The following is a 25851-nucleotide window of genomic DNA, read 5'->3' as shown; positions in this document are numbered from 1 at the left end:
GCCCCGCGGCTGGCCCCCCCCCCCCCGGGCCCCCCCCCCGCCCGGGGGGGGGGGCCCCCCCGCCCCGGCGGGCGGGGGGGGGGGGGGGCGCCCCCCCCCCCGACGGGTGGCGCACGGTCCGGGCGGGCGGTTCCCCGCTCCGGCCCGGGGCCGCATCAGATGTCGAAGTAGAGCTCGAACTCGTGCGGGTGCGGCCGCAAGGCGATCGGGGCGATCTCGTTGACCCGCTTGTAGTCGATCCAGGTCTCGATCAGGTCGGAGGTGAAGACACCGCCCTGGAGGAGGAACTCGTGGTCGGCCTCGAGGGACTCCAGGACCGCCGACAGCGAGGTCGGGACCTGCGGGACGCCCGCGTGCTCCTCGGGGGCCAGCTCGTACAGGTCCTTGTCGACGGGCTCGGCCGGCTCGATCTTGTTCTTGATGCCGTCGAGGCCGGCGAGCAGCAGCGCCGAGAAGGCCAGGTACGGGTTGCCGGAGGAGTCCGGGGCGCGGAACTCGATGCGCTTGGCCTTGGGGTTGGCACCCGTGATCGGGATGCGGATGGCCGCGGAGCGGTTGCGCTGCGAGTAGACCAGGTTGACCGGGGCCTCGAAGCCGGGCACCAGGCGGTGGTAGGAGTTCACCGTGGGGTTGGTGAAGGCCAGCAGCGCCGGGGCGTGCCGCAGGATGCCGCCGATGTAGTAGCGGGCGGTGTCCGACAGGCCCGCGTAGCCCTGCTCGTCGTAGAACAGCGGGGCGCCGTTGGTCCACAGGGACTGGTGGACGTGCATGCCGGAGCCGTTGTCACCGAAGATCGGCTTGGGCATGAAGGTCGCGGTCTTGCCGGCCCGCCAGGCGACGTTCTTCACGATGTACTTGAAGAGCATCAGGTCGTCGGCCGCGGCGAGCAGCGTGTTGAACTTGTAGTTGATCTCGGCCTGGCCGGCGGTGCCCACCTCGTGGTGCTGGCGCTCGACCTGCAGGCCGGACTTGATCAGCTCCAGGGTGATCTCGGCGCGCAGGTCGGCGAAGTGGTCGACCGGCGGGACCGGGAAGTAGCCGCCCTTGTACTTGACCTTGTAGCCGCGGTTGTCCTGCTCCGCACCGCTGTTCCAGGCGCCGGCCTCGGAGTCGATGTGGTAGAAGGACTGGTTCGCGCTGGTCTCGAAGCGGGCGCTGTCGAAGACGTAGAACTCGGCCTCGGGGCCGAAGTACGCGGTGTCGGCGATGCCGGAGGAGGCGAGGTAGGCCTCGGCCTTCTTCGCCACGTTCCGCGGGTCACGGCTGTACTGCTCGCCGGTGATCGGGTCGTGGATGAAGAAGTTGACGTTGAGCGTGGAGTCCTTGCGGAACGGGTCCAGCTTCGCCGTGGACAGGTCCGCGATCAGCGCCATGTCGGACTCGTGGATGGCCTGGAAGCCGCGGATCGAGGAGCCGTCGAACATCAGCTGCTCGTCCGGGTCGAAGGACTCGACCGGGACCGTGAAGTGCTGCATGACACCGGGCAGGTCGCAGAACCGGACGTCCACGAACTTGACGTCGTTGTCCGAGATGAACTTCTTCACCTCGTCGGCGTTTTGGAACGACATCCAACTCCTCCTTGGCCCGGCCTGGGAGGCCGGATTGCAGCTCATGGGTGCGACCAGTGCGGTGGCGCACGTTGGTGCCGACCATAGAGATCGGGCATTTCCCTCTCGTGACCCATTTGTTTCTTGCAGGTTAACCGAGCCGCCGCACGGGTGCCGGGTCGGACGCGGGCGCCCGGAGGCGGGGGGTTACCGTGGAGCGGTGGACAACAGGGATGTCATCGGATCGTGGATCGAGGGCCCGAAGGCCGCCGCGGAGCGGATGGGCGTCGACTTCGGCTACCGCGGGCAGCGCCTCGGGCTGCCCGAGCACGGCCCCGGCTCGATCGCCCCGGTCGGGCGGCGCATCGGGGCCCTCTTCATCGACTGGGGCCTGTGCGCGCTGATCGCGTACGGGCTGATCGCGCACCGGGACGCGGCCGCGGCCAATCCGTGGACCACCGTGGTCTTCGGCCTCATGAGCGTGCTGCTGCTCGGCACCGTCGGCACCACCCCGGGCAAGCGCCTGCTGGGGCTGCGGGTGGTGCGGCAGGACGGCGGGCGGCTCGGCCTCGGCGCCGCCGCGCTGCGGACGCTGCTGCTCCTGCTGGTCGTCCCGGCGGTGGTCTGGGACCGCGACACCCGCGGCATGCACGACCGGGCCGTGAAGGCGGTCCAGGTCCGGATGTGACCGAGGCGCACACGACGCGAAGTGTCCCGGACGAATCGCTTCGTCCGGGGCACTTCGCGTTCGGTTTCGTATGCGATCAGCGGCCCTTCGGCATGCGCATGCCCTTCGGCATCGGGCCCTTCGGCACCGGCATGTTGCTCATCAGGTCGCCGAGCGCCCGGAGCCGGTCGTTGACCTCGGTGACCTTGGGGCCGGGCAGGACGCGCGGCAGCTTCAGCAGCGTGGTGCGGATCTTCTTCAGCGGAACCTGACCCTCGTCGTTGCCCACGATGAAGTCGCTCACCGGGACGTCGACGACGATGCGCGCCATCTTCTTCTTCTCGGAGGCCAGCAGGCCCTTCACCCGGTTCGGGTTGCCCTCGCCCACCAGGACGATGCCGGCCTTGCCGACCGCGCGGTGCACCACGTCCTGGCTGCGGGTCATCGCCACCGCGGGCGTCACCGACCAGCCGCGGCCGACGTTGTCCAGGACCGCCGCGGCGGCACCGGGCTGCCCGTCGAGCTGGCCGAACGCGGCCTTCTCGGCACGCCGTCCGAAGATGATCGCCATCGCCAGCAGGGCGAGCAGGAAGCCCAGGATGCCCGCGTAGATGGGGTGACCGATCAAGAAGCCGATGGCGAGGATGACACCGAAGGTGACGATTCCCACAGCCGCAAGGACGAGACCGACCTTGGAGTCGACCCGCCTGGTCATCTTGTACGTCTGGGCGATCTGCTTGAGGCGCCCAGGGTTGCTCTCGGATGTATCCCTCGCCATGCCGCACAGGATACGTGGCCCGCGCCGCCCCGGCCCCACCGGAGGGGGTCCGGTCTTCGCCCGGAGGCAACGGAGGGCCCGCAGGGGCCCTGGAGCGCTAGAGCACGTCGCCGTGCGCGGCCCGCGAGGAGACCAGGGCGTCCATCACGTGCTGGGCGTCGCGGCGGTCCTTGGCGCGCTTGCGGTCCTCCAGGACGGCGGTCCAGGCGTTGCGGCGGGCCGTCGCCTCGGCGCCCCGGAACAGGAGGTGCTCCACGGCGCGCAGCGCGCCGGCGGCGGCGCCGGGGATCGTGCTCTGGCGGTGGAGGTGTGCGGCCTGCATGGTGGTGTCCCCCTCAGGACGGCTCAGACGCGGTCGGATGTTCCGCTTATCCAGAGTCACCACATTGTGTTACCAGTCCGTGACCGGTCGGTCAAACCGTCGTGAAGCCCCGGCGGTGGCTTCGCGCCGTTCTCCGCGAGGGCGCCGCACGTCAGGGACGCGTCAGGGGCCCCGAGGGGGCCCCTGACGTGACGAACCGCACGTTGCGGCGGTGACCCGGAGGTCAGCGCAGCGTGATCAGACCGCCTGGGCGGCGACGACCTCGCCGCGCTCGCCGCGGCGCTCGACGGCCTGCTGGAAGAGGCGGCCGGCCCGGTACGAGGACCGCACGAGCGGGCCCGACATGACGCCGGCGAAGCCGATCTCCTCGGCTTCCTCCTTCAGCTCCACGAACTCGTGGGGCTTCACCCAGCGCTCCACCGGGTGGTGCCGCAGGCTCGGGCGCAGGTACTGGGTGATGGTGATCAGCTCGCAGCCCGCGTCGTGCAGGTCCTGCAGCGCCTGGCTGACCTCCTCGCGCTCCTCGCCCATGCCGAGGATGAGGTTGGACTTGGTCACCAGACCCGCCTCGCGCGCCTTGGTGATGACCTCCAGCGAGCGCTCGTAACGGAAGCCCGGACGGATGCGCTTGAAGATCCGCGGCACCGTCTCCACGTTGTGGGCGAGCACCTCGGGACGGGCGCCGAAGACCTCGGCGAGCTGCTCGGGGACCGCGTTGAAGTCCGGGATCAGCAGCTCGACCTTGGTGCGGCCGGTGGCGCGGCCGGCGGTCATGGCGTGGATCTGCCGCACGGTCTCGGCGTACAGCCAGGCGCCGCCGTCCTCGAGGTCGTCGCGGGCGACGCCGGTGATGGTGGCGTAGTTGAGGTCCATGGTGACCACGGACTCGCCGACGCGGCGCGGCTCGTCACGGTCGAGCGCCTGCGGCTTGCCGGTGTCGATCTGGCAGAAGTCGCAGCGCCGGGTGCACTGGTCGCCGCCGATGAGGAAGGTGGCCTCGCGGTCCTCCCAGCACTCGAAGATGTTGGGGCAGCCCGCCTCCTGGCACACCGTGTGCAGGCCCTCGCGCTTCACCAGGCTGTGCAGCTCGGTGTACTCGGGACCCATCTTGGCCCGGGTCTTGATCCACTCGGGCTTGCGCTCGATGGGGGTCTGGCTGTTGCGGACCTCCAGACGCAGCATCTTGCGGCCTTCAGGCGCTACAGCAGACACGTCCGACTCCCTCGCGAGGCTTCGTTTCCTTGGTGAACATCAGCGTACGCCTGTGGATTCCGGGACGACCCGGGGGAGCGGCACGGCCGACTCCAGGACGCGGCGCAGGTGCTTCTCGATGACCGGGAGGACCTCGGCGACGGTGACCTCGCGGCCGAGCTCGTTGCTGAGCGAGGCCACACCGGCGTCCCGGATGCCGCACGGCACGATCCGGTCGAACCAGGTGTTGTCGGGGTTGCAGTTCAGCGCGAAGCCGTGCATGGTCACGCCCTTGGCGACGCGGATGCCGATGGCGGCGAGCTTGCGGTCCTCGCGGCGCTGGCCGGCGTTGGACGGCGCGTACTCGGGGCCGGAGAGGCGGGGGTCGAACTCCTCGTCGTGCAGCCGCGGGTCGAAGTCCAGGGTCAGCCCCGGGATCACCGGCGGCCGGTCCTCGATCGGGTCGCCCAGCACCCATACGCCGCTGCGGCCCTCCACCCGGGTGGTCTCCAGGCCGAACTCGGCGCACGCGTCGATCAGCGCCTCCTCCAGCCGGCGCACGTGCGCGACCACGTCCACCGGGCGCGGCAGTTTCAGGATCGGGTAGCCGACGAGCTGGCCCGGCCCGTGCCAGGTGATCTTGCCGCCGCGGTCGACGTCCACCACGGGGGTGCCGTCCAGCGGGCGCTCGCTGTCCTCGGTGCGGCGGCCCGCGGTGTAGACCGGCGGGTGCTCCAGCAGCAGGCACGTGTCGGGGATCTCGTCGGCGAAGCGCGCGGCGTGCACGCGGCGCTGTTCCTCCCACGCCTCCACGTACTCCACCGCGTCCTCGCCGAAGCCCAGGTGGACGAAGCGCAGGTCACTCACGGCCGCTCCCTCTGTGGTCCTTGCGGCACCCCACCACGTGTCCGGAGCGCCTCAGCAACTGTACGTCCGGTGGGGCGGTGTCCTGCACGGGGCGGGGGCATTACCACCCGACGAAGGGCAAAGGAAGTGTTCTACCGATATGTGGGTGCACATTCACCCGATACGGCGAATGCGAGGCGCTCGAGTGGTGAGTGAGTCGATACAGAACGTTACATTCGCGCCGTTCTGCGGATGGCCCGGCGGGCCGCGGACGGTGAACCGCCGCCCGCCCCGGACGCCCGCGACGCCGCGCACGCCCGAACACCCGCAACCCGCACACCCGCACGCCCGGAAGGCAGGGGACCGCACCACTGATGTCCGACCGTTCCTCGCAGCGCCCCCCGAACCGTCAACTGGCCGCCCTGATCGCCGAAGCCGGGTTCTCCAACGCCGGGCTCGCCCGGCGGGTGGACCAGCTCGGCATCGAGCACGGCCTGGACCTGCGGTACGACAAGACCTCCGTCACCCGGTGGTTGCGCGGCCAGCAGCCCCGGGGCACGACGCCCGCACTCATCGCCGAGGTCTTCACCCGGCGGCTCGGGCGGCGGCTGTCCGCCCACGACCTCGGCCTCGACGCCGTCGCCCCCGTCTACGCGGGGCTGGAGTACGCCTCCTCGCCCGAGGAGGCGGTGGAGATCGTCTCCGGGCTGTGGCGGAAGGACACCGGCAACCAGGCCGACCTCCGCAAGATCGCGTTCACCCCCGCGGGCCTGGTCGTCCCCAGCCGCGACTGGCTGATCGGCCGGGCCGACGACCGGGTGGGGCGGGGGCCCGAGCCGGGAACGGTCCCGGCCGGCGTCGCCGGTCCCGGCCACGGCGGCGCCCCGGGGGCCGCACGGCTGCCGGCGCAGCGGGCCGGCGGCGGCTCACGCGGGGCGCCCGCACCGGTCGCCGTCCCCGCGCCCGCGGTGTTCGGCGGCAACGGCCAGCGGGTCGGCATGGGGGACATCGCCGCCCTGCGCTCCGTCGGCGAGCTCTTCCGCACCCTGGACAACGCCTACGGCGGCGGCCACGCGCGGCAGGCCCTCGTGCGTTACCTGGAGCACGAGGCCGAGCCCATGCTGCGCGGCGCCTACGGGGAGACCATGGGCCGCCGCCTGTTCGCCGCGGTCGCCGACCTCACCCGGCTCGCCGGGTGGACCTCGTACGACGTCGGCGCCCACGGCCTGGCCCAGCGGTACTTCGTGCAGGCCCTGCGGCTCGCGCAGGCTGCCGGGGACCGGGTCTACGGGGGGTACGTCCTGGTCACGATGAGCCGCCAGGCGGTCTACCTCGGGCACGGCCGCGAGGCCGTCCAGCTGGCCCGGGTCGCCCAGCAGGGCGTCGGCAGCGGCGCCCCGCCGGTCGTGCAGGCGCTCTTCCACTCGGCGGAGGCACGCGGCCACGGGCTGCTCGGCGAGGTCCGCGCCTGCACGGCGGCCCTGGTGCGGGCCGAACGCGCCCTGGAGGCGGTCAGGAACGGCGACGACGTCCCGTCCTGGGCGCGCTTCTTCGACGAGGCCCAGCTCGCGGACGAGTTCGGCCACTGCCACCGCGACCTCGGGCAGTACCGCGCGGCCTCGCAGCACGCCGAGCGCTCGCTGCAACTGCGCGCCCACGGGTACGCCCGCAGCCGCGTCTTCTGCCGCACCGTCCTGGCCACCGCGCGGCTCGGCCTCGGCGAGGTCGACGCCGCCTGCGCCCTCGGCGCGGAGGCCATGCAGGCCGCCGTGGAGATGCGCTCGCTCCGCGCGCTCGAGTACGTCCGCGACTTCGGCCGGCGCCTCGACACCCACCGCGACGCCGCCCCCGTCCGCGCCTTCCACGACCGCGCGACGGCCCTGGGCGTCCCCGTCGGATAGGCACCCGGAGCGGCGGCAGGGGGGACGCCGCCGCTCCGGACGTCTCCTTGGGGGCCCGGCCCCGCGGGGCTCAGGCGGCCAGGGGTTCGGCCGGGGGCGCCGGAGGGAGGCCGACGTCCCGCAGGAGCCGCTGGGCGGCACGACGGCCGGACAGCAGGGCCCCCTGGACGGTGCTGGTGTCGCGGTGGTCGCCGCAGACGTAGAGGCCCTGCAGTATCCGCACCGGGCGGCGCAGGTCGTGCGGGGCCGTCATCGCGGGGAGCGCCTGCGCGTCGTGGTGGACGGCGAGCAGCTCCCACCCGCCCGTGGAGGTGCCGTAGAGCTCCGCGAGGTGGGCCCGGACGGCGATGTCGTCCGGGGCGGGGGCGGCGGCCGGGCCGAGCAGCACGGAGGTGACCAGGGCGCGGCCCACGGGGGCGCGGGAGGGGTCGACGAGGCTGGCCGGGAACGTGTGGGAGACGGGACCGCGCCGGTCCGCGTCGAGCACGAGCGCGGGCTGCTTCAGCGGCGCCGCCGGCGCGGCGTGGTGCAGGACCGTGACGCCGTGGAAGGCGGGCACCCGCAGCCCGGGCAGCAGTCCGGCCGCGGCGGCCGCCCCGGTGGCGACGACCACGGCCCGGCACGGGATCTCGTCGCCGCCCGCGGTGCGGACGCCGTTGGTCGCCGCGGCGACCGCCCGGACCCCGGTGCGGACCGTGCCGGGCGGCAGCGCCGCCGCCAGCGCCTGCGGCACCGTCGCAGCGCCGCCCGCCGGCAGGCACGTACGGCCGAGGGCGAAGCCGCGCAGGACCAGGTCGGCGACCCGGCTGGAGGTCGTGAGGTCCGGGTCGCACAGCAGCGCGGACAGCAGCGGCCGCAGGTACCCGTCGAGCGTGCGGGGCGCGAAGCCGCGTGAGGCGAGGGCCGCGGCGGCCGTGGTCTCCGGGCGCTCCATGAGGCGTTCGACGGGTGCGCCGGCGAGGCGGTTGAGGGCCGTCCGCAGCCGGGCCTTGTCCAGGGGCGAGCCGATCGGCGCGCGGGCGGCGGCGAGCGCCGCGCGCGGGTCGCCGACGCGGTAGCCGCGTCCGGCGGAGCGCACCAGGACGCCGGGCGAGAGCGGCCGCAGTTGCAGCCCCCGCAGTTCCGGGGTGCGGTCCAGCTCCGGGTAGGAGGTGTTGAGCAGTTGTGGACCCCGGTCGAGGAGGAAGCCGTCGACCTTCTCGGTGGCCATGCGGCCGCCGACCCGGTCCTCGGCCTCCAGCACGGTGACGGTGAGCCCCGCACCGGTGAGGTGACGCGCCGCGGAGAGACCGGCGAGGCCGGCCCCGATCACGCACACGTCCGTCTGTGAACCCGTAGAGCGTGCTGTAGAGAGCACGATGCCCCTCCCCGAGGTCGGCACGTTTCCCCGCGCGCGTCGGCTGGCGCTGGAACCGTCATGCCCACTCGCGCGCCAACTGATGCCGGAAAACGGCTGTGGGTGGCATTCAGTGCCTTTCTTCGGCCAGCGCGGCGCGGATCGCCTCCTCGATCCCGGGGTGCGCGTGGGTGAACCCGGAGTCCAGCAGCACCCGCGGCACCGCGCGGGTGCTGCCGAGGATCTCGGAGGCGAACTCCCCGACGACGGTGCGCAGTACGGGCGCGGGGACCGCGAACAGCGTGGGCCGGCCCAGCACCCGCCCCATCGCCCGGGTCACCTCGGTGTTGGTCAGCGGCTCGGGCGCGCACAGGTTGACCGGCCCGGAGACGGACTCGGTGTCGACGATGTGGCGCAGCGCCGCGACCTGGTCGTGCAGGGAGATGAAGCTCCAGTACTGGCGCCCGTCGCCGAGCCGGCCGCCCAGGCCCGCCTTGAAGAGCGGGAAGAGCCGGCCCCACGCCCCGCCCCTGCCGGAGACGACCAGGCCGGTGCGGGAGAACGCGGTACGGATGCCCGCGTCACGGGCCGGCGCGGCGGCGGCCTCCCAGTCACGGCACACGGAGGGGAGGAAGCCGGTGCCCAGCGGCGCGCCCTCGTCGACCCGGCGGTCGCCGGTGTCGCCGTACGCGGTGATGCCGGAGCCGCTGACGAGCACCCGCGGCGGGGTGTCAAGCGAGGTGAGGGCGCGCACGAGGGTCCGCGTGCCCCGCACCCGGCTGTCGTGGATCGTCCGCTTGTACCCCTCCGTCCAGCGGTGGTCGCCGACCCCGGCGCCGGCGAGGTGGACGACGGCCTCCACGCCCACCAGCCCCGCGGTGTCGACGGTGCCGCCCTGCGGGTCCCAGCGCACCTCGTCCGGACCGGACGGCTCGCGCCGGACGAGGCGTACGACCTCGTGCCGGTCGGAGCGCAGGGAGCGGACCAGGGCGGAGCCGATGAGGCCGGACGAGCCGGTGATGGCGATGCGCATGGGGACATCGTCGCGCGGAACGGCCCTTGCGGTGTGGGAAGGTGACACGCATGTCCGACATCCGTGTGCGCCCGGCAAGGCTCTCCGACGACCCCGCCCTCGTCCGTCTCGAGCGGGCGACCTGGTCGACCCTGCACGCGGTGCGGCCGCCGCGGGAGGAGAACGAGGACTTCTTCGGCGAGCGTTCGGGACCGGACGTGTTCCTGGTGGCGGAGACCGAGGGCCGTGTCGCCGGTTTCGTCGGGATGGTGCCGCCGACGCCGCTGGCCTCCAACGCCCATGTGCGCCAGATCCAGGGCCTGGCGGTGGACACCTGGGCGCGGGGCCGCGGGGTGGGGCTGGAACTCGTCCTGGCGGCGGTGTCGGACGCCCGCCGGCAGGGCGCGGTGCGCGTCACGCTGCGGGTGCTGGGCCACAACACCCCGGCCCGGCGGCTGTACGAGGCGGCCGGATTCAGCGTGGAGGGCGTCCTGCCGGGGGAGTTCCTGCTGGACGGCGTCTACGTGGACGACGTGTGCATGGGGCGCCGGGTCTGACGCGAAGCCGGGTCGTCGTCCTCACGCCTTCCCGGATGCCGACGGGGCGGCCGGCGACACGGGGCGTCCGGGGCCGGCTCAGCCGAAGCGCGCCCAGAGCCGGGGGAAGCGTTCCGCGACCGCGGCCGCGTTCTCGAAGTCGATGTACACGCCCTCCGGCTCGGCGGGCTGCGCCGGCAGGTCCAGGTCCGGCAGCCGGACGCCGGTGAGCTGCTCGTACGCCTCGTCCGCCGCGTAGCCGAGGTCCTCGGCGTCACCGTCGACCTCCGGGTCGAACGAGTCGGTCATCTCCGCGAGGCTGTCGGGGTCGTGGACGGCCCCTTCGAAGACGTGCCGGCCCTGCCCGATGAGCCAGCACCGGAAGAAGTCGAACGCGTCGTCACCGGCGCCCCCCAGCATCAGGTCGGCGGCGCCCCACACGTCCCAGCGGTAGGCCCGGTTGAAACGGCTCTCGAAGTGCCGCGCGAAGTCGACGACGGACTCCGGGTCGAGCTGGGTCAGCCGTTCCACCAGCAGGTCGGCGTGCTCCTCCGGGTCGCCCCCCGCTGCCTCTCGCGTGCTGTCGACGATCTCCCAGAACTCCGTCTCGTCCATCACCGCTCCAGCATCCTGGCTGCGGCCCTCCGACGCACGCGGAACACGGCAGACGCGGCCCTCAGAAGTAGACGGCCGCCATGGCGCGGACGGCATCGGCCAGCCGCTCGCGCAGGGTGTCCGGGCCGAGCACCTCGGCGTCGGGGCCCAGGGACAGCAGTTGTTCGTAGGCGACGTCCTGGCCCTCGACGGGGAGCGTGACGGTGACCCGCCTCGTTGCGTCCGGCGGCCCGGCCGCGGCGAGGGCCTCGCGGGCGGCGGTGCGGTCGGTGACGTACGGCAGGCGCCGGGCGCCCTCGGGCGTCAGGCGCACGACGACCTCGTCGCGGAGCACCGAGCGGGCGAACTCGGCGGCGCGGGCCTCCCAGAACGCGGGCAGGTCGAACTCCGGGTCCCTGACGAAACGATCCTCCGTGAGCTCCGCCGCGATGAACCGGTCCACCCGGTAGACCCGTACGTCCGCGCCGCAGCGCGCCACGGCGTACCAGACACCCGCCTTGAGCACGAGGCCGTACGGATCGAGCTCGCGCTCCACCTCCTGCGCCCCGCGCAGGTACCGGGCCCGCAGCCGGCGGTCCCCCCACACCGCCGCGGCGAGCGCCGGCAGCAGCCGTGGCGTCTCCGGTTCCTGCCACCAGCCCGGCGCGTCCAGGTGGAAGCGCTGGGCCGCCGAGCGCGGCGCGTCGCGCAGTTCGGGCAGCAGGGCGGCCGAGACCTTCAGACGGGCCGAGGAACCGGCGTCGTGCAGGCCCATGGCCCGCAGCGCGGCGGGCACGCCGGACAGGAAGAGCGCCTCCGCCTCCGCGCGGGCCAGCCCGGTCAGCCGGGTGCGGTAGCCGTCGACCAGGCGGTAGCCGCCGGCGCGTCCCCGCTCGGCGTAGACCGGCACCCCCGCCTCCGACAGGGCCAGCACGTCCCGGCCGACGGTGCGCTCCGACACCTCCAGGGCCCTGGCGAGTTCGGTCGCCGTCATCGACTCGCGGGACTGGAGCAGGAGGACGAGGTGGATCAGTCGTGCCGCACGCATACCCCGAGGCTATGCGGTCGCCCACGGCACCGGGACGGGGCCGGTCCGGGAGCTCCGGACCGGCCCCGCCGGGGCCCGCTGCGGCCGCGTCGTCGCGGGGGGAAGGACACCGCAGCGCGCAACCCGCCGGGGCGGCCGGGCCGGTGGGGGCGGTGGCGCCCCGGCGGGAGCAGGTGGCGGTGGCGGTGACGCGCCCGTCACCGTCCGGCCATCCGCCGTCGCCGCGGGGCGGGTTCACCGGAGTGCGGGTCCCCGCCCTGCCCCCGGGAGTACGTCCGCCGGGCCCGGACCGTTCAGTCCGGCGCGGAACCGGCGGCGGACGGCGGGACCACGGGCGCGGAACGGCCGAGGCCCCAGCCCGGGAAGGGGCTGGGGCCTCGGCCGTCGTACGGTCCCGCGAGGACTCCGGTCGGTTACAGACCGAGGTCGCCCTCGAACTCGCCGGCCTCGAGACGGGCCTTGACGTCGTTCAGGTAGCGGGCGGCGTCCGCGCCGTCGACCAGCTGGTGGTCGTACGACAGGGTCAGGTACGCCACGTCGCGGATCGCGATGGTCTCACCCAGGTCCGGGTGGTTGATCACGATCGGGCGGCGCACGGTGGCGCCGATGCCCAGCTCGGCCACCTGCGGGAAGTTCACGATGATCGTGTCGAACAGCGCACCGCGCGAACCGGTGTTGCTGATCGTGAACGTGCCGCCGGACAGGTCGTCCGGGCTGATCTTCTTGTTGCGGACCTTGCCGGCCAGCTCGGCGGTCTTCTTGGCGATGCCGGCCAGGCTCAGGTCGCCGGCGCCCTTGATGACCGGGACCATCAGGCCCTGCTCCGAGTCCACCGCGATGCCGACGTTCTCGACGTCGTGGTAGGTGACCGTGCCGTCCTCGTTGATCTTGGCGTTGATGACCGGGTGGGCCTTCAGCGCCTCGGCGGCGGCCTTGACGAAGAACGGCATCGGCGAGAGCTTGACGCCCTCGCGGGCCAGGAAGGACTCCTTGGCCCGGGCCCGCAGCTTCATGATCCTGGTGACGTCCACCTCGACCACGGTCGACAGCTGCGCCTGGCTGTGCAGGGCCTTCATCATGTTCTCGGCGATGACCTTGCGGATGCGGGTCATCTTGACCGTCTGACCGCGCAGCGCGGCGGCGGCGGCCGGGACCGTGACGCCCGCGGACGGGGCCGGGGCGGTCGGCGCGGCGGCGGCGGCCTTGGCGGCCTCGGCGGCGGCCAGGACGTCCTGCTTGCGGATGCGGCCACCGACACCGGTGCCCTTGACCGAGGCCAGGTCCACGCCGTTCTCGGCCGCGAGCTTGCGGACCAGCGGGGTCACGTACGCGCCCTCGTCGGTCGGCGCGGTGGCCGAGGGGGCGGCAGCGGCGGCCGGGGCCGGAGTGACCGGAGCCGGAGCGGCGGCCGGGGCCGGGGTGACCGGAGCCGCGGCGGCCGGGGCGGGAGCCGGGGCCGGAACGACCGGAGCCGGAGCCGGGGCGGGCGCGGGAGCCGGGGCCGCAGGAGCGGCCGGGGCGGGCGCCGGAGCCGCGGCGGCCGGGGCCGGAGCCGGGGCGGGCGCCGGGGCGGGCGCCGGGGCGGGCGCCGGGGCGGGCGCGGCACCGGCGGCACCGACGACGGCGAGCTTGGCGCCGACCTCGGCGGTCTCGTCCTCACCGACGAGGATCTCCAGCAGCGTGCCGGCGACCGGGGACGGGATCTCGGTGTCGACCTTGTCGGTGGAGACCTCGAGCAGCGGCTCGTCGGCCTCGACGCTCTCGCCGACCGCCTTGAGCCAGCGGGTGACGGTGCCCTCGGTGACGGACTCGCCCAGCGCCGGCAGCAGCACCGGGGTGCCCTCGGCACCGCCGGCCGGAGCCGCGGCGGGGGCCGGAGCCGGAGCCGGGGCCTGCGCGGCGGGGGCCGGAGCGGGGGCGGGAGCCTCCTGCACCGGAGCCGGCGCGGGTGCCTCGGCCGCGGCCGGGGCGGGGGCGGCAGCGGGGGCACCCGTGCCGTCGTCGATGACGGCCAGCTCGGCGCCGACCTCCACCGTCTCGTCCTCGGCCACCTTGATGGAGGAGAGGATGCCGGAGGCGGGCGCCGGGATCTCGGTGTCGACCTTGTCGGTGGAGACCTCGAGCAGCGGCTCGTCGGCCTCGACGCGCTCACCCTCGGCCTTGAGCCAGCGGGTGACGGTGCCCTCGGACACGCTCTCGCCGAGCGCCGGCAGGGTTACGGAAACCGCCATGGTTTCGGTTGCTCCTAACGATCTGTGCGGATGGTTCTGCGTGTCCGTGTGTCAGTCGTGCGAGTGCAGCGGCTTGCCGGCCAGCGCGAGGTGGGCCTCGCCGAGGGCCTCGCTCTGCGTCGGGTGCGCGTGGATGAGCTGCGCGACCTCCGCGGGCAGGGCCTCCCAGTTGTAGACCAGCTGGGCCTCGCCGACCTGCTCGCCCATGCGGTCACCGACCATGTGGACGCCGACCACCGCACCGTCGCGGACCTGGACGAGCTTGATCTCGCCCGCGGTCTTGAGGATCTTGCTCTTGCCGTTGCCGGCCAGGTTGTACTTGAGGGTGACGACCTTGTCGGCGCCGTACAGCTCCTTGGCCTTGGCCTCGGAGATGCCCACGGAGGCGACCTCCGGGTGGCAGTACGTGACGCGCGGCACGCCGTCGTAGTCGATCGGCACGGTCTTCAGGCCCGCCAGCCGCTCCGCGACGAGGATGCCCTCGGCGAAGCCGACGTGGGCCAGCTGCAGGGTCGGGACGAGGTCGCCGACCGCGGAGATCGTGGGCACGTTGGTGCGCATGTACTCGTCGACGAGGACGTAGCCGCGGTCCATGGCGACCCCGGCCTCCTCGTAGCCCAGGCCCTGGGAGACCGGGCCGCGGCCGACGGCCACGAGCAGGACCTCGGCCTCGAACTCCTTGCCGTCGGCCAGGGTGACCTTGACGCCGCCGGCGGTGTACTCGGCCTTGGAGAAGAAGGTGCCGAGGTTGAACTTGATGCCCCGCTTGCGGAAGGCGCGCTCCAGCAGCTTGGAGCTGTTCTCGTCCTCGGCCGGCACGAGGTGCGGCAGGCCCTCGACGATGGTGACGTCGGCGCCGAAGGACTTCCACGCCGAGGCGAACTCGACGCCGATGACACCGCCGCCGAGGATGATCGCCGACTTCGGCACGCGGTCCAGGACCAGCGCGTGGTCGGAGGAGATGATGCGGTCGCCGTCGATGGCCAGGCCCGGCAGCGACTTGGGCACGGAGCCCGTCGCGAGCAGGACGTGCCGGCCGGTGTAGCGCTGGCCGTTGACGTCCACCGTCGTCGGGGAGGAGAGCCGGCCCTCGCCGGTCACGTAGGTGACCTTGCGGGAGGCCACCAGACCCTGCAGGCCCTTGTAGAGGCCCGAGATCACGTCGTCCTTGTACTTGTGGACCCCGGCGATGTCGATGCCCTCGAAAGTGGCCTTGACACCGAACTGCTCGGCCTCGCGGGCCTGGTCCGCGATCTCACCGGCGTGCAGCAGAGCCTTCGTGGGGATGCAGCCGCGGTGCAGGCAGGTGCCGCCGAGCTTGTCCTTCTCGATCAGGGCGACGTCCAGACCGAGCTGCGCCGCGCGCAGCGCTGCGGCGTAGCCGCCGCTACCGCCACCGAGGATCACTAGGTCGAAAACGGTGCTGGCGTCGTTCGCCACGTCACGTCCTCCATGCATGGATACGCCGGAGCCGGTCCGTCGTGACCGGGCGGCGGCTTTTGTTCGGCCGCTTCTGTTGAACGGGGCCCTGTCGTGCCGAGACAACATCTTCGCACTTGTTCGGGGCGGACGAGGCACCGGGCCGCTGTCTGAGACGTACGGAACGTCCCGGGCCGGTGCTACTCGCCGGTATCCCCTACGGAATACGGAGCGGTTGTGCTCTTTGCTCGCTCTTGGCGAACGCGTACGGCCCCGGATGCCATACCCGGGGCCGTACGGAATGTGCCGAGTCTTACACCGCGGTCAGAGCAGCTCGCCCTCGCCGGCCTTCTCGGCCAGGCGCACCAGGGTGCGGATCGCGGAGCCGGTGCCGCCCTTGGGGGTGTAGCCGAAGGGGCCGGACTCGTTGAACGCCGGGCCCGCGATGTCGACGTGGGCCCAGGTGATGCCCTCGCCGACGAACTCCTTCAGGAACAGGCCGGCGGCCAGGCCGCCGCCCATGCGCTCGCCCATGTTCGCGATGTCCGCGGTGGGGGAGTCCATCGCCTTGCGCAGGTCCGTGGGGAGCGGCATCGGCCAGGACTGCTCGCCGACCTCGGTCGCGGTCTCGTGCACGGCGGTGCGGAAGGCGTCGTCGTTGGCCATGACGCCGAAGATGCGGGTGCCGAGGGCCAGCACCATGGCGCCGGTCAGGGTCGCCACGTCGATGATCGCGTCCGGCTTCTCCTCCGAGGCGCGGGTGAGCGCGTCGGCCATCACCAGGCGGCCCTCGGCGTCGGTGTTGAGCACCTCGACGGTCTTGCCGCTGTACATCTTCAGCACGTCGCCGGGGCGGGCGGCGCTGCCCGAGGGCATGTTCTCGGCGAGCGCCAGCCAGCCGGTGACGTTGACGGGCAGGCCCAGGCGCGCGGCGGCGACCACGGTGGAAAGCACGGCGGCGGCGCCGCTCATGTCGCACTTCATGGTCTCGTTGTGACCGGCCGGCTTCAGGGAGATGCCGCCCGAGTCGTAGGTGATGCCCTTGCCGACCAGCGCCAGGTGCTTGGCGCCCCGGCCCTTGGCGCCGGTGTAGGCGATCTTCACCAGGCGGGGCGGGTTCGCCGAGCCCTGGCCGACGCCCATGATGCCGCCGTAGCCGCCCTTGACCAGGGCCTTCTCGTCCAGCACCTCGATCTTGAGGCCGTGCTCCTTGGCGGCCTCCTGGGCGAACGCGGCGAAGGACTTCGGGTGGAGGTCGTTCGGCGGCATGTTGATCAGGTCGCGCGCCCGGTTGACCTCGGCCGCGACGACCGTGGCCCGCTCGGCGGCGGCCTTGACCGCCTTGTCCCGCGGCTTCGCCCCGACGAGCGCGACCTCGGCGAGCGGGGCCTTGCCGTTGGAGGACTGGTACGCGGTGTACACGTAGGCACCGAGCAGCGCGCCCTCGGCGACGGCCTGCGCGGCGTCCGCGTCCTGCACGGGGAGCGCGTAGGCGGCCTTCTTCGAGCCGGCGAGCGCGCGGGCGGCGGCGCCCGCGGCCTTGCGCAGCGCCTCGGTGTCGTAGGCGGCGCCGTCGGCGGGGGCCTCACCGAGCCCGACCGCCAGCACGACCGGGGACTTCAGGCCGTCCGGAGCGGGGAGCTTGGTCACCTCACCCTCAGCGCCCGAGGCGCCCAGTGTCTCGAGCGTCGCGGCGAGCCGGCCGGCGAAGGCCTGGTCCACCGACTCCGCCCCGGCGGCGACCTCGGGGCCCTTGGCACCCTTGGTCACGCCGACGACGACGGCGTCAGCGCGCAGCGCTGCCGCGGAGGAGGTGCTGAGAGTCAGTGCAGTCACGGTGATGCGGATCCTGTTCCTTCGGGGGTCCAATACTTGACGCCGGACTCCGTCCGGCTCCCCTCGTTTCCCGACGCCGGGCGTCCTTCGCGGCACGGGACGGGGGTGCAGGACCGACCTTACGCTCACTGCTGTCACTTGCGACCACGACCTGCGCCCATGACGGCCAAGGCGCGGGTTTTCCCTATGGGAGCGCGCCCGCCCCGCACCCCCGGCGCGGCCCCGATGCCCGCCCGTACGGGGGGAGTCGGCGGATCCGCCGACTCCCCGCGCGGTCGCCGTACGGCGCTCAGCCCAGGGTCAGCACCAGCAGCACGGTCGTCGCCGCGGTCTCGCACAACGCGCCGAGGACGTCACCGGTGACCCCGCCCAGGCGCCGGCGGCAGCGGCGCAGCAGCAGTTCCGCGGCGGCCGTGGCCGCCGCCGCGGCCGCCGCGCAGCGCACCGCGTCCGGCACGCCGTGGGCGGCTCCTGCGGCGGCGCAGACCGCCACCGTCACCGCGGCGAGCAGCCAGGCGGCACGGGCGGGGACGACGCCCGAAACGGCCGCGCCGAGCCCGCCGGCCCGGGCCGCGGGCACACCCTCGCGGCAGGCCAGCGTCATCACGGCGCGCGAGGTGAGCCCGGCCAGGGCGGCGGCCACCGCGCCCCGGGTCCAGGACTGGCCGTACAGCCCGGCCAGCGCGGCGACCTGCGCCAGCAGCACCAGGACCAGGGTGAGCACGCCGAAGGGCCCGATGTCGGACTGCCGCATGATGCGCAGCGCGTCCTCGGCGGGCTTGCCGCTGCCCAGTCCGTCGGCGGTGTCGGCCAGGCCGTCCAGGTGCAGCCCCCTCGTCAGGGCGGCCGGAACGGCGACGCCCGCGACCGCGGCGAGCAGCGGGCCCGCGCCGAGGAGCAGCAGCAGTCCGCCGGCTGCCGCCGCGCACAGGCCCACGACCAGTCCGGCCAGCGGCGCCCAGAGCATCCCCGCGCGGGCCGCGGGGCGGTCCCAGCGGCCGACCCGGACCCGCAGCACCGTCAACGTGCCGAAGGCGAAGCGCAGTCCCTCGGCGGCGGTGGCGGCCGTGGGGGCCGCGGCGGCGGGAGGAGCGGGTTCGGGCGCGGGGTCGGCGGTCATGGCGTGCAGGGTAACCGCCGGACCCGGACCGTATAGTGCCGCGTACGGGGCGAACCGGGAGCAATCGGCATGGGTGACTGGTGGTACCGCAACATCGTCGAGCCGGGAAAGCTGCCGCTGCTCCTCGCGTTGGGCGCGTTCGTACTGACCTTCCTGGTCACGCGGATGATCACCCGTCTCATCCGGGCGGGCAAGGGCCCCTTCCGCAACATCTCCTCCGGCGGCACCCACATCCACCACGTGGTGCCCGGGATCATCCTCATGACGATCGGCGGCTTCGGGGGCGTCGCCAGTTCCTCACGGGGCTTCGGCGCCGCCCTGTCCGCCGTTCTGTTCGGCGCCGGAGCGGGCCTGGTGCTCGACGAGTTCGCGCTGGTGCTCTACCTCGACGACGTGTACTGGAGCGATCGCGGCCGCAAGAGCGTCGAGGCCGTCGTCGTCACCTTCTCCGTCGTCCTGATGATGCTCTGCGGCCTGGTCCCCTTCGGCGTCGACTCGCTCACCCCGGACGAGCAGCAGAGCCGCGTCTCGGTGATCCTCACCATCGCCGTCAACTTCCTGTTCGTCCTGGCCGCCCTCGTCAAGGGCAAGGTGCGCTCCGCCGTCGTCGGCGTCTTCGTGCCCTTCGTCGCCCTGTACGCCGCCCTGCGGCTGGCGCGCCCCGACTCGCTGTGGGCGGAACGGCTCTACCCCCGCCGTCCCCGTACCGCCCGGCGGGCCGAGGCCCGCGCCGCCCGCCACGACGCCCGCTGGTCGGGCCCGCTGCGGCGTGTCCAGGACTGGATCGGCGGCTTCACCGAACGCTGAGGCCCGGGCCCCGGAGGCAGACGCAGGCGAATGCCACCGGACTGCCCCACGACCAGGGCCGGTTGGTCCTCGGCGCGGTACGGCGAACCGATCCACCACCACCGGGAGAAGCACCCCGGCCCCGAACGCCCCCGCCCACCGCGGGCGAGGTGTCAGAAACGTTCCGGCAGCTCCGCCGACAGGGCGGCCGCGGCCTTCAGCAGGGGCAGCGCCAGCAGCGCTCCGGTGCCCTCACCCGCCGTCACCTTCTGGTCGAGCAGCGGCTCGATGGACAGCCGGTCCAGCGCCTTGACCTGGCCCGGCTCCCCGTTGGCCTGCCCGGCCAGCCACCAGTCCGGCGCCCGGAAGGCGATCCGCTGCGCGACCAGCGCGCACGCCGCCGACACCACGCCGTCCAGCACCACCGGCAGCTTCCGCACCGAGGCCTGCAGCAGGAAGCCGGTGATCGCCGCCATGTCCGCGCCGCCGACCGCCGCCAGCAGCTCCAGCTGGTCGCCGAGCACGGGCCGGGCCCGCCGCAACGCGTCGCGGATCGTCGCGCACTTGCGCATCCACGCGATGTCGTCGATGCCCGAACCGCGGCCGGTCACCACCGAGGCGTCCGTGCCGCACAGCGCCGCGATCAGCACGCCGGCCACCGTCGTGCCGCCCACGCTCAGGTCGCCGAGGAGCACCAGGTCCGTGCCGGAGTCCGCCTCCTCGTCCGCGACGGCCATACCGGCCCGGAACGCCGCCTCGGCCTCCTCGGCCGTCAGCGCGTCCTCCACGTCGATCCGGCCGGAACCGCGCCGTACGCGGTGCGCCGTCACGTCCGCGGGCAGGTCCTCGGCCGGGGCATCCACGCCCACGTCCACCACCCGGACCGCCGCACCGTACTGACGGGCCAGCACGTTGACCGGCGAGGCGCCGTCCAGGACCCGCCGTACCAGTTCCACCGCGGTGCCCTCGGGGCGGGCCGACACCTTCAGGGCCGCCACCCCGTGGTCCGCCGCGAAGAGCACCGTCCTGGGGTGCTCGACCGGGCGCACGGTCGCCGTGCCCTGGGCCGCCGACAGCCAGTCGGCGAGCTCGGCCAGCCCGCCGAGCGCGCTCGCCGGACGCACCAGCCGCTGCCAGCGGTCGCGTGCGTCACGGCGCACACCGGCGTCCGGACGCTCCACCAGGGTCGCGAAGTCATCAAGGTTCAGGCCGCTCACGGGGTCGAACACTACCGGTCCGCGGGGCCGCGCGCCCAGGTCAGCCCCGCAGCGCCAGCGCCTGCCCCGCCACCACCAGCACCACGTGCTCGGACTCCTCGGCCAGCGCGACGTTCAGCCGGCCCAGCTCGTCCCGGAACCGGCGCCCGCTGGCCGTGGCCGGGACGACCCCGGAGCCGACCTCGTTGCTGACCGCCACGACCGTCCTGCGGGTCGCCCGCCAGGCGGCGGTCAATTCCCCGACACGGCGGCGCAGTTCGCGCTCGCCGCCCTCCGCCCACTTCCCGTCGTCCCACGCGCCGAGCTCGTCCATGGTGTGCGTCAGCCACAGCGACATACAGTCGATCAGCAGCGCCGGACCGTCCCCCTCGGCCAGCAGCGGCGGCAGGTCGCAGGTCTCGAGCGTCTGCCAGGACTGCGGGCGCCGCTCCCGGTGCAGGGCCACCCGTTCCGCCCACTCCGCGTCACCGCCCCGGGTCCCGCCGGTGGCCACGTACACCACCTCGGGGCAGGCCGACAGCCGCCGCTCCGCCTCCACCGACTTGCCCGACCGCGCCCCGCCCAGCACGAGCGTGCGGCGCGGCACGTCGGGCACGTCGCGGAGGTCGCCGACCGTCAGCGTCGTGCCGTCCGGCACCGCCCGTACGCCGAGCGCGGCCAGCCGGCGGCGCAGTTCCGGCCCCGGGTGGACGCGGTGGTCGAGGTGGACCGCGACGACGTCGGTCGTGCTCCCGACCGCGCCCGCCGCCCGCAGCCGGCCCAGCGCGTCCGGCCGGCCCACCGCGTCCAGCAGCACCAGCCGGTACGGCTCCGCGGCCTCCGGCAGGCCCGCGGTGGCGCATTCCGGCGGCAGGTACAGCAGGCGCTCGCCCTCGGGGCCGGTCACCTCGTAACCGGAGCCGGGCGCGTCGACCGGTACCGCCCGCACCCGGTGCCCGGACAGCAGCGTGATCTCCTGCCCGGGCGCCAGCCGGCCCGGCGCGGGCAGTCCCGCCGGGATCTCCACGGCCGGGCCGTCGTGCGGGTGCGACAGCAGCACCTGGTGGACCCCGGTGAGCGAGTGGCCGGAGCGCGCCGCCGTGAGCGCGAGTCCCGGCGTCAGGTCGAGCAGCAGCACCCCGTCGACGAGCAGCGAGGTCGCCGCCCGCGCCTGGTCGCCCACGGCCGTCGCGCAGGCCGCGCAGGGGCAGCCGGGGAGGGGCAGGCCGTCCGGGCCCCCGGTGCCGAGGAGAGTCAGTTCCACGTGCAGATCCTCTCGCGTCCGCGCACGCTACGCTGCCGGACAGGCACCCCCAGGGACGAGGAGACGGACATGGCGTGGACGTGGCGTTTCGAGAAGACCGACGGCACGGAGGTCACCCCTGCGGTCGAGCCCGAGGAGTTCACCACGCAGGGGGACGCGGAGTCCTGGATCGGCGAGGTCTGGAAGGACCTCCTCCAGGGCGGCGCCGACCAGGTCCACCTCTTCGACGACGGCACGAAGATCTACGGCCCGATGAGCCTGCACGCCGAGGAGTAGGACCGTCAGGACCCGTGCCGCGGCGGCCGGGAGAGCCGGCCGCCGCACCGCCCCGCGTGCCGGGGGAGGGCCGGCGGGGACGTCCCGCGACCCCGCCCCCGGCGCGCGGGGCGGTCCGCTACCCGAGCTGCCCCAGCGTGACCTTGACGGTCCTCTCGCCGCTGCCGCGCTGGAAGGTGACGTCCACCCGGTCGCCGGGGGCGTGCTGCACCAGGGCCTCGGACAGCGACTGCAGGGTGGTGATGTCGTCGCCCCCGACGCCGACGATGACGTCCCCGGCCCTGATGCCGGCCTTGTCCGCCGCCCCGCCCCGGGTGACCTCGACGACGCCGACCCCGGCGGGCTGGAAGTTCTCGTCGAGGACCGTCCGCCCGGTGATGCCCAGCGCCGCGCGGCCGGAGTCGACGACCTTGCCGTGCTTGACGATCTGGTCCGCGATGCGGGTGACGGTCGCCGCGGGGATGGCGAAGCCGATGCCCGGCGCGGAGGAGTCGCCCATGGTGGGGTTGACCGCGGCGAGCGTCGGGATGCCGATGACCTGGCCGGAGAGGTTGACCAGCGCGCCGCCGCTGTTGCCGGGGTTGATGGGGGCCGAGGTCTGCACCATGTCGGCCAGGGTGGCGCCGGTGCCGCCCTCGGCCCCGGTCTCGCTGACCGTACGGCCGACCGCGGAGACGATGCCCTGCGTGACGCTGCTGTTCAGGCCGAGCGGGCTGCCCATGGCGAGCACGATCTGCCCGACCTGGACGTCGTGGGAGCGCCCGAAGGACGCCGCGCGCAGGCCGTCCGGCGGGTCGTCGAGCTCGATGACGGCCAGGTCCTGCTCGGGGTAGGAGGCCACGAGCCGGCCCTTGTGGGGGGTGTCGCTGTTGGCGAGGGTGACCTCGAAGGTGTCGGAGCTGCCGACGACGTGGGCGTTGGTGACGATGTGGCCCTTGGTGTCGTAGACGATGCCGGAGCCCAGTCCCTCGGACGTGTTGATCTGGACGACGGACGGCAGCACCGCCTTGACGACCTGCTGGTACGAGTGCTCCAGATCACGGGCGGCGGCCCCCTCGGAGGCGGCGACGGGCGCGGGCGCCGAGGACGCCGCGCCGGGGGAGGGGTTGTCCTCCGTGCATCCGGCGGTCAGGCTCCCGCAGCATGCGACGGCCAGCAGCAGGGCCGCCGCCCGCAGCGCCGCCGCCGGCGGCCGCCATCGGTTCGGCTTCGAATCGCGCATGACCGAAGTGTCGCGTTCGCGGTGCCCCGTCCCCGGTATCCCGCCCCGGTCAGTTCCGGACGCCGCACAGATGCAGCAGTGCCGCGACGCCCCGGTAGGGGTCGGTGCGTCCGGCCAGCTCCTCGGCGGCCAGCAGTTCCTCCGGCGCCTCCACGGCGTCGTCCGGCGCCGTGTCGGTGAAGACCCGCACCCCGTACCAGGCGTGCAGCGGCGCGCCGATGGCGCTGAGCGTGGTCGTCAGGTCCGCGCGCCGGTCGGCGCGGGCCGGCAGCCCCAGCCGGTTGGTGTACGTGTCGCCGCCGAAGGCGGCCAGCGCGCCGGCCCAGTCGCCCTGCAGCGCGGGCCGCATCGCCAGGGCGTCGGCGTTGCGCACCAGCAGCGACAGCAGCCCGCCGGGGGCCAGCACCCGGGCGAGCCCGGCGACCATGGCGTCCGGCTCGGGCACGTACATCAGCACGCCGTGGCAGAGGACCACGTCGAAGCTGCCCGGCCCGAAGTGCCGGCCGGTCTCCCGGCCGTCGCCCTCGACGAGGGTGATGCGCTCGCGTATGCCCTCGGGTTCGGCGGCCACCGCCTCGCGCAGCACCTCCGCCATCCCCGGATCGGCCTCCAGGCCGGTGACCAGGTGACCGGCGCGGGCCAGCCGCAGCGCCTGGGTGCCCTGGCCGGGGCCGACGTCGAGGATCCCGAGCCGCCGCCCCACGGGGAAGCGCGCCGTGATCTGCTCGTCGAGCTGGCGTCCGACCAGCTCCTGGCGCACGGTGTTCCGGAGTCCGCCCAGCCGGTCCAGCCAGGTGCCGGCGGCGCCGGCGAACCCGCCGTTCCCGCTCAGAGCTTGGTGCCGCGCTTGACCTGCGGCTTCGGCAGGCGCAGTCGGCGCATCTGGAGGGTCCGCATGAGGGCGTAGGCCACGGCGCCCTTGGTGGGCTTGTCCGGGAAGCGCTTCGCCAGCTCGCGCCGTAGCAGGAGACCGCTGACGGCCGAGTCCACGACGATCAGCACGATCACCACGAGCCACAGCAGCAGCGAGATGTTCTGCAGCGCCGGGTTCTTGAGCATGCTGAGCACGAGGATGACCACGGCCAGCGGCAGGAAGAACTCCGCAACCCGGAACCGCGAGTCCACGTAGTCACGGGCGAACTTGCGCACCGGGCCCTTGTCACGGGCGGGCAGGTAGCGCTCGTCCCCGTTCATCAGCGCCTCGCGCTGCTTGGAGAGGTCGGCGCGCCGGGCGTCGCGGGCCTGCTTGGTGGCGGCCTTGCGGTCGGTGGGCGTGGTCACCGCCTTGCGGCGCTGCGTCTGGGCATCGCTGCGCTTGGGGGTGGGGCGGCCCTTGGGAGCCTGCGGGTCGCGGGATTGCCGGTCCTCCACCACGGTGGTGGACGCGGTCTGCTCGGTTTGGGAACGACGTCGGAACACGACTCCAAGGTTACGTGCTCGCCGGCGGGACCCCCAGCCCCTCACCTACTCCCTGGGCCTGAGGTCATCGAACTGTGATCGTTCCTAAGGATGAGCGCATCCGCAACGGAACAGTGGGGTAATGGAACCAGGCCCCGTACTGTGGGGTCTGTAGAGGTGTGCTGGCGAGCTGAATGAAGGGGGCGCGCGAGGCCCATGAGCGGTGTCATGAAGCGGATGGGGATGATCTTCCGCGCGAAGGCCAACAAGGCCCTTGACCGGGCCGAGGATCCGCGCGAGACCCTCGACTACTCGTACCAGAAACAGCTGGAGCTGCTGCAGAAGGTGCGGCGGGGGGTCGCGGACGTCGCCACCTCGCGCAAGCGCCTGGAGCTGCAGCTGAACCAGCTGCAGCAGCAGTCCGCGAAGTACGAGGACCAGGGCCGCAAGGCGCTCGCCCTGGGCCGGGAGGACCTGGCCCGCGAGGCGCTCTCGCGCCGGGCCGCCCTCCAGCAGCAGGTCACCGACCTGGAGACGCAGCACCAGACGCTGCAGGGCGAGGAGGAGAAGCTCACCCTCGCCGCCCAGCGCCTGCAGGCCAAGGTGGACGCCTTCCGCACCAAGAAGGAGACCATCAAGGCCACCTACAGCGCGGCCAAGGCCCAGACGCAGATCGGCGAGGCCTTCTCCGGCATCTCCGAGGAGATGGGCGACGTCGGCCTGGCGATCCAGCGGGCCGAGGACAAGACCGAGCAGCTGCGCGCCCGGGCCGGCGCCCTGGACGAGCTGCTGGCCTCCGGCGCCCTCGACGACCCGACCGGGATCGCCAAGGACGACATCCAGGCCGAGCTCGACCGCCTCTCCGGCGGCAGCGACGTCGAGCTGGAGCTGCAGCGCATGAAGGCCGAGCTGGCCGGCGGTTCCCCGCAGCAGGCCATCGAGGGCGGACAGCAACAGGGCCAGACCCAGTCCCAGCCCCAGGACCAGCCCCGGTTCGACAAGCAGTAGACACCCCCGAGGAGGGCGTCGTGATCGTACGGATCATGGGTGAGGGCCAGGTGACGGTGGACGAGGGCCACCTCGCCGAGCTCGACAAGCTCGACGACGAGCTCCTGGCGGAGATGGAGAGCGGTGACGAGGCCGGGTTCCGGCGCACGCTCACCGCGCTCCTCGACGCCGTCCGCCGGCTGGGCACGCCCCTGCCGGACGACTCCCTGGAACCGTCCGAGCTGATCCTGCCGGCCCCGGACGCCACCTTGGAGGAGGTCCGGGCGATGCTGAAGGACGAAGGCCTCATCCCCGGCTGACACCAGCGACCAGCGCAC

Annotated in this window: 25 protein-coding genes; 7 read left to right on the top strand and 18 right to left on the bottom strand. The window is 73.6% G+C overall.

Going from position 1 to position 25851, the window contains the following annotated elements; genetic code table 11:
* Positions 1-155: 155 nt before the first annotated feature.
* On the bottom strand, positions 156-1568 hold the full coding sequence (gene glnA / locus ACFZAU_RS23960; RefSeq protein WP_500553858.1) for a type I glutamate--ammonia ligase: 1413 nt from the start codon (positions 1566-1568) through the stop codon (positions 156-158).
* 199 nt (positions 1569-1767) lie between these two features.
* Between glnA and ACFZAU_RS23955 the strand changes: the two genes are divergently transcribed.
* Positions 1768-2235 carry an RDD family protein gene (locus ACFZAU_RS23955; RefSeq protein ID WP_499598129.1) on the top strand — a complete coding sequence of 156 codons (468 nt, stop codon included), beginning with the start codon at positions 1768-1770 and terminating at the stop codon, positions 2233-2235.
* Positions 2236-2311: 76 nt separating this feature from the next.
* On the opposite strand, the gene ACFZAU_RS23950 is transcribed toward ACFZAU_RS23955, so the two are convergent.
* The 4 genes from ACFZAU_RS23950 to lipB form a co-directional block, all read right to left on the bottom strand.
* Positions 2312-2992: a DUF4191 domain-containing protein gene (locus tag ACFZAU_RS23950; RefSeq protein ID WP_500459603.1), complete on the bottom strand. Its 681-nt coding sequence runs from the start codon at positions 2990-2992 to the stop codon at positions 2312-2314.
* A gap of 97 nt (positions 2993-3089) precedes the next feature.
* Positions 3090-3314, bottom strand: a complete 225-nt coding sequence (locus ACFZAU_RS23945) for an SCO2195 family GlnR-regulated protein (RefSeq protein WP_500553857.1) — start codon at positions 3312-3314, stop codon at positions 3090-3092.
* A gap of 237 nt (positions 3315-3551) precedes the next feature.
* A complete protein-coding gene (lipA, locus tag ACFZAU_RS23940) occupies positions 3552-4526 on the bottom strand; it encodes a lipoyl synthase (protein WP_500459602.1) in 975 nt (324 codons plus the stop codon).
* A gap of 39 nt (positions 4527-4565) precedes the next feature.
* The gene (gene lipB / locus ACFZAU_RS23935; protein ID WP_500553856.1) at positions 4566-5372 is read right to left on the bottom strand and encodes a lipoyl(octanoyl) transferase LipB; all 807 of its coding nucleotides are present in this window, start codon (positions 5370-5372) and stop codon (positions 4566-4568) included.
* A 353-nt stretch (positions 5373-5725) separates the two neighbouring features.
* Between lipB and ACFZAU_RS23930 the strand changes: the two genes are divergently transcribed.
* Positions 5726-7252, top strand: a complete 1527-nt coding sequence (locus ACFZAU_RS23930) for an NsdA family TPR-like regulatory protein (protein ID WP_500553855.1) — start codon at positions 5726-5728, stop codon at positions 7250-7252.
* Between the two features lie 70 nt (positions 7253-7322).
* On the opposite strand, the gene ACFZAU_RS23925 is transcribed toward ACFZAU_RS23930, so the two are convergent.
* Positions 7323-8564 (bottom strand): NAD(P)/FAD-dependent oxidoreductase, encoded by a 1242-nt coding sequence (locus ACFZAU_RS23925; RefSeq protein WP_500553854.1) that lies wholly within the window; start codon positions 8562-8564, stop codon positions 7323-7325.
* A 154-nt stretch (positions 8565-8718) separates the two neighbouring features.
* On the bottom strand, positions 8719-9621 hold the full coding sequence (locus tag ACFZAU_RS23920) for a TIGR01777 family oxidoreductase (RefSeq protein ID WP_500553853.1): 903 nt from the start codon (positions 9619-9621) through the stop codon (positions 8719-8721).
* A 50-nt stretch (positions 9622-9671) separates the two neighbouring features.
* Between ACFZAU_RS23920 and ACFZAU_RS23915 the strand changes: the two genes are divergently transcribed.
* The gene (locus tag ACFZAU_RS23915; protein WP_499598113.1) at positions 9672-10157 is read left to right on the top strand and encodes a GNAT family N-acetyltransferase; all 486 of its coding nucleotides are present in this window, start codon (positions 9672-9674) and stop codon (positions 10155-10157) included.
* A gap of 78 nt (positions 10158-10235) precedes the next feature.
* Here ACFZAU_RS23915 and ACFZAU_RS23910 read toward each other — a convergent pair whose 3' ends face one another.
* The 6 genes from ACFZAU_RS23910 to ACFZAU_RS23885 all read right to left on the bottom strand — a co-directional run bounded on the left by ACFZAU_RS23910 (position 10236) and on the right by ACFZAU_RS23885 (position 18384).
* Positions 10236-10751 (bottom strand): DUF4240 domain-containing protein, encoded by a 516-nt coding sequence (locus ACFZAU_RS23910; protein ID WP_499598110.1) that lies wholly within the window; start codon positions 10749-10751, stop codon positions 10236-10238.
* Positions 10752-10812: 61 nt separating this feature from the next.
* Positions 10813-11778, bottom strand: coding sequence for a helix-turn-helix transcriptional regulator (locus tag ACFZAU_RS23905; RefSeq protein ID WP_500553852.1), 966 nt, complete (start codon positions 11776-11778; stop codon positions 10813-10815).
* Positions 11779-12191: 413 nt separating this feature from the next.
* The gene (sucB, locus tag ACFZAU_RS23900; protein WP_500553851.1) at positions 12192-14009 is read right to left on the bottom strand and encodes a 2-oxoglutarate dehydrogenase, E2 component, dihydrolipoamide succinyltransferase; all 1818 of its coding nucleotides are present in this window, start codon (positions 14007-14009) and stop codon (positions 12192-12194) included.
* Positions 14010-14060: 51 nt separating this feature from the next.
* Positions 14061-15449, bottom strand: a complete 1389-nt coding sequence (gene lpdA, locus ACFZAU_RS23895) for a dihydrolipoyl dehydrogenase (RefSeq protein ID WP_499598102.1) — start codon at positions 15447-15449, stop codon at positions 14061-14063.
* 303 nt (positions 15450-15752) lie between these two features.
* Positions 15753-17264: a leucyl aminopeptidase gene (locus ACFZAU_RS23890; RefSeq protein WP_500459594.1), complete on the bottom strand. Its 1512-nt coding sequence runs from the start codon at positions 17262-17264 to the stop codon at positions 15753-15755.
* Between the two features lie 289 nt (positions 17265-17553).
* On the bottom strand, positions 17554-18384 hold the full coding sequence (locus ACFZAU_RS23885) for an adenosylcobinamide-GDP ribazoletransferase (protein WP_500553850.1): 831 nt from the start codon (positions 18382-18384) through the stop codon (positions 17554-17556).
* A gap of 69 nt (positions 18385-18453) precedes the next feature.
* Between ACFZAU_RS23885 and ACFZAU_RS23880 the strand changes: the two genes are divergently transcribed.
* Complete coding sequence (locus ACFZAU_RS23880; protein WP_500553849.1) at positions 18454-19191, top strand: hypothetical protein; 738 nt, start codon at positions 18454-18456, stop codon at positions 19189-19191.
* A 152-nt stretch (positions 19192-19343) separates the two neighbouring features.
* Here the strand turns inward: ACFZAU_RS23880 and cobT are convergent, their stop codons facing one another.
* Together cobT and ACFZAU_RS23870 are read right to left on the bottom strand one after the other, a co-directional pair.
* Complete coding sequence (cobT, locus tag ACFZAU_RS23875; protein WP_500553848.1) at positions 19344-20387, bottom strand: nicotinate-nucleotide--dimethylbenzimidazole phosphoribosyltransferase; 1044 nt, start codon at positions 20385-20387, stop codon at positions 19344-19346.
* Between the two features lie 40 nt (positions 20388-20427).
* Entirely contained in the window at positions 20428-21630 is a 1203-nt protein-coding gene (locus ACFZAU_RS23870; RefSeq protein WP_500553847.1) for a bifunctional adenosylcobinamide kinase/adenosylcobinamide-phosphate guanylyltransferase, read from the bottom strand.
* A gap of 69 nt (positions 21631-21699) precedes the next feature.
* Between ACFZAU_RS23870 and ACFZAU_RS23865 the strand changes: the two genes are divergently transcribed.
* Complete coding sequence (locus ACFZAU_RS23865) at positions 21700-21906, top strand: hypothetical protein (RefSeq protein ID WP_499598089.1); 207 nt, start codon at positions 21700-21702, stop codon at positions 21904-21906.
* A 118-nt stretch (positions 21907-22024) separates the two neighbouring features.
* On the opposite strand, the gene ACFZAU_RS23860 is transcribed toward ACFZAU_RS23865, so the two are convergent.
* From ACFZAU_RS23860 to ACFZAU_RS23850, 3 genes are all read right to left on the bottom strand, one after another.
* Positions 22025-23128, bottom strand: coding sequence for a S1C family serine protease (locus ACFZAU_RS23860; RefSeq protein WP_500459589.1), 1104 nt, complete (start codon positions 23126-23128; stop codon positions 22025-22027).
* A 49-nt stretch (positions 23129-23177) separates the two neighbouring features.
* On the bottom strand, positions 23178-23888 hold the full coding sequence (locus ACFZAU_RS23855; RefSeq protein WP_499598084.1) for a class I SAM-dependent methyltransferase: 711 nt from the start codon (positions 23886-23888) through the stop codon (positions 23178-23180).
* 68 nt (positions 23889-23956) lie between these two features.
* The gene (locus ACFZAU_RS23850) at positions 23957-24547 is read right to left on the bottom strand and encodes a DUF3043 domain-containing protein (RefSeq protein WP_500553846.1); all 591 of its coding nucleotides are present in this window, start codon (positions 24545-24547) and stop codon (positions 23957-23959) included.
* Between the two features lie 195 nt (positions 24548-24742).
* Here ACFZAU_RS23850 and ACFZAU_RS23845 point away from each other — a divergent pair, with 195 nt between their 5' ends.
* A complete protein-coding gene (locus tag ACFZAU_RS23845) occupies positions 24743-25534 on the top strand; it encodes a PspA/IM30 family protein (RefSeq protein ID WP_018557019.1) in 792 nt (263 codons plus the stop codon).
* A gap of 20 nt (positions 25535-25554) precedes the next feature.
* Positions 25555-25833: a PspA-associated protein PspAA gene (gene pspAA / locus ACFZAU_RS23840; protein ID WP_500459586.1), complete on the top strand. Its 279-nt coding sequence runs from the start codon at positions 25555-25557 to the stop codon at positions 25831-25833.
* Positions 25834-25851: the final 18 nt, after the last annotated feature.

The sequence above is a fragment of the Streptomyces sp. NPDC008238 genome (assembly GCF_042956445.1).
GTDB lineage: Bacteria > Actinomycetota > Actinomycetes > Streptomycetales > Streptomycetaceae > Actinacidiphila.
This window is presented reverse-complemented; position numbering and strand designations above follow the sequence as displayed.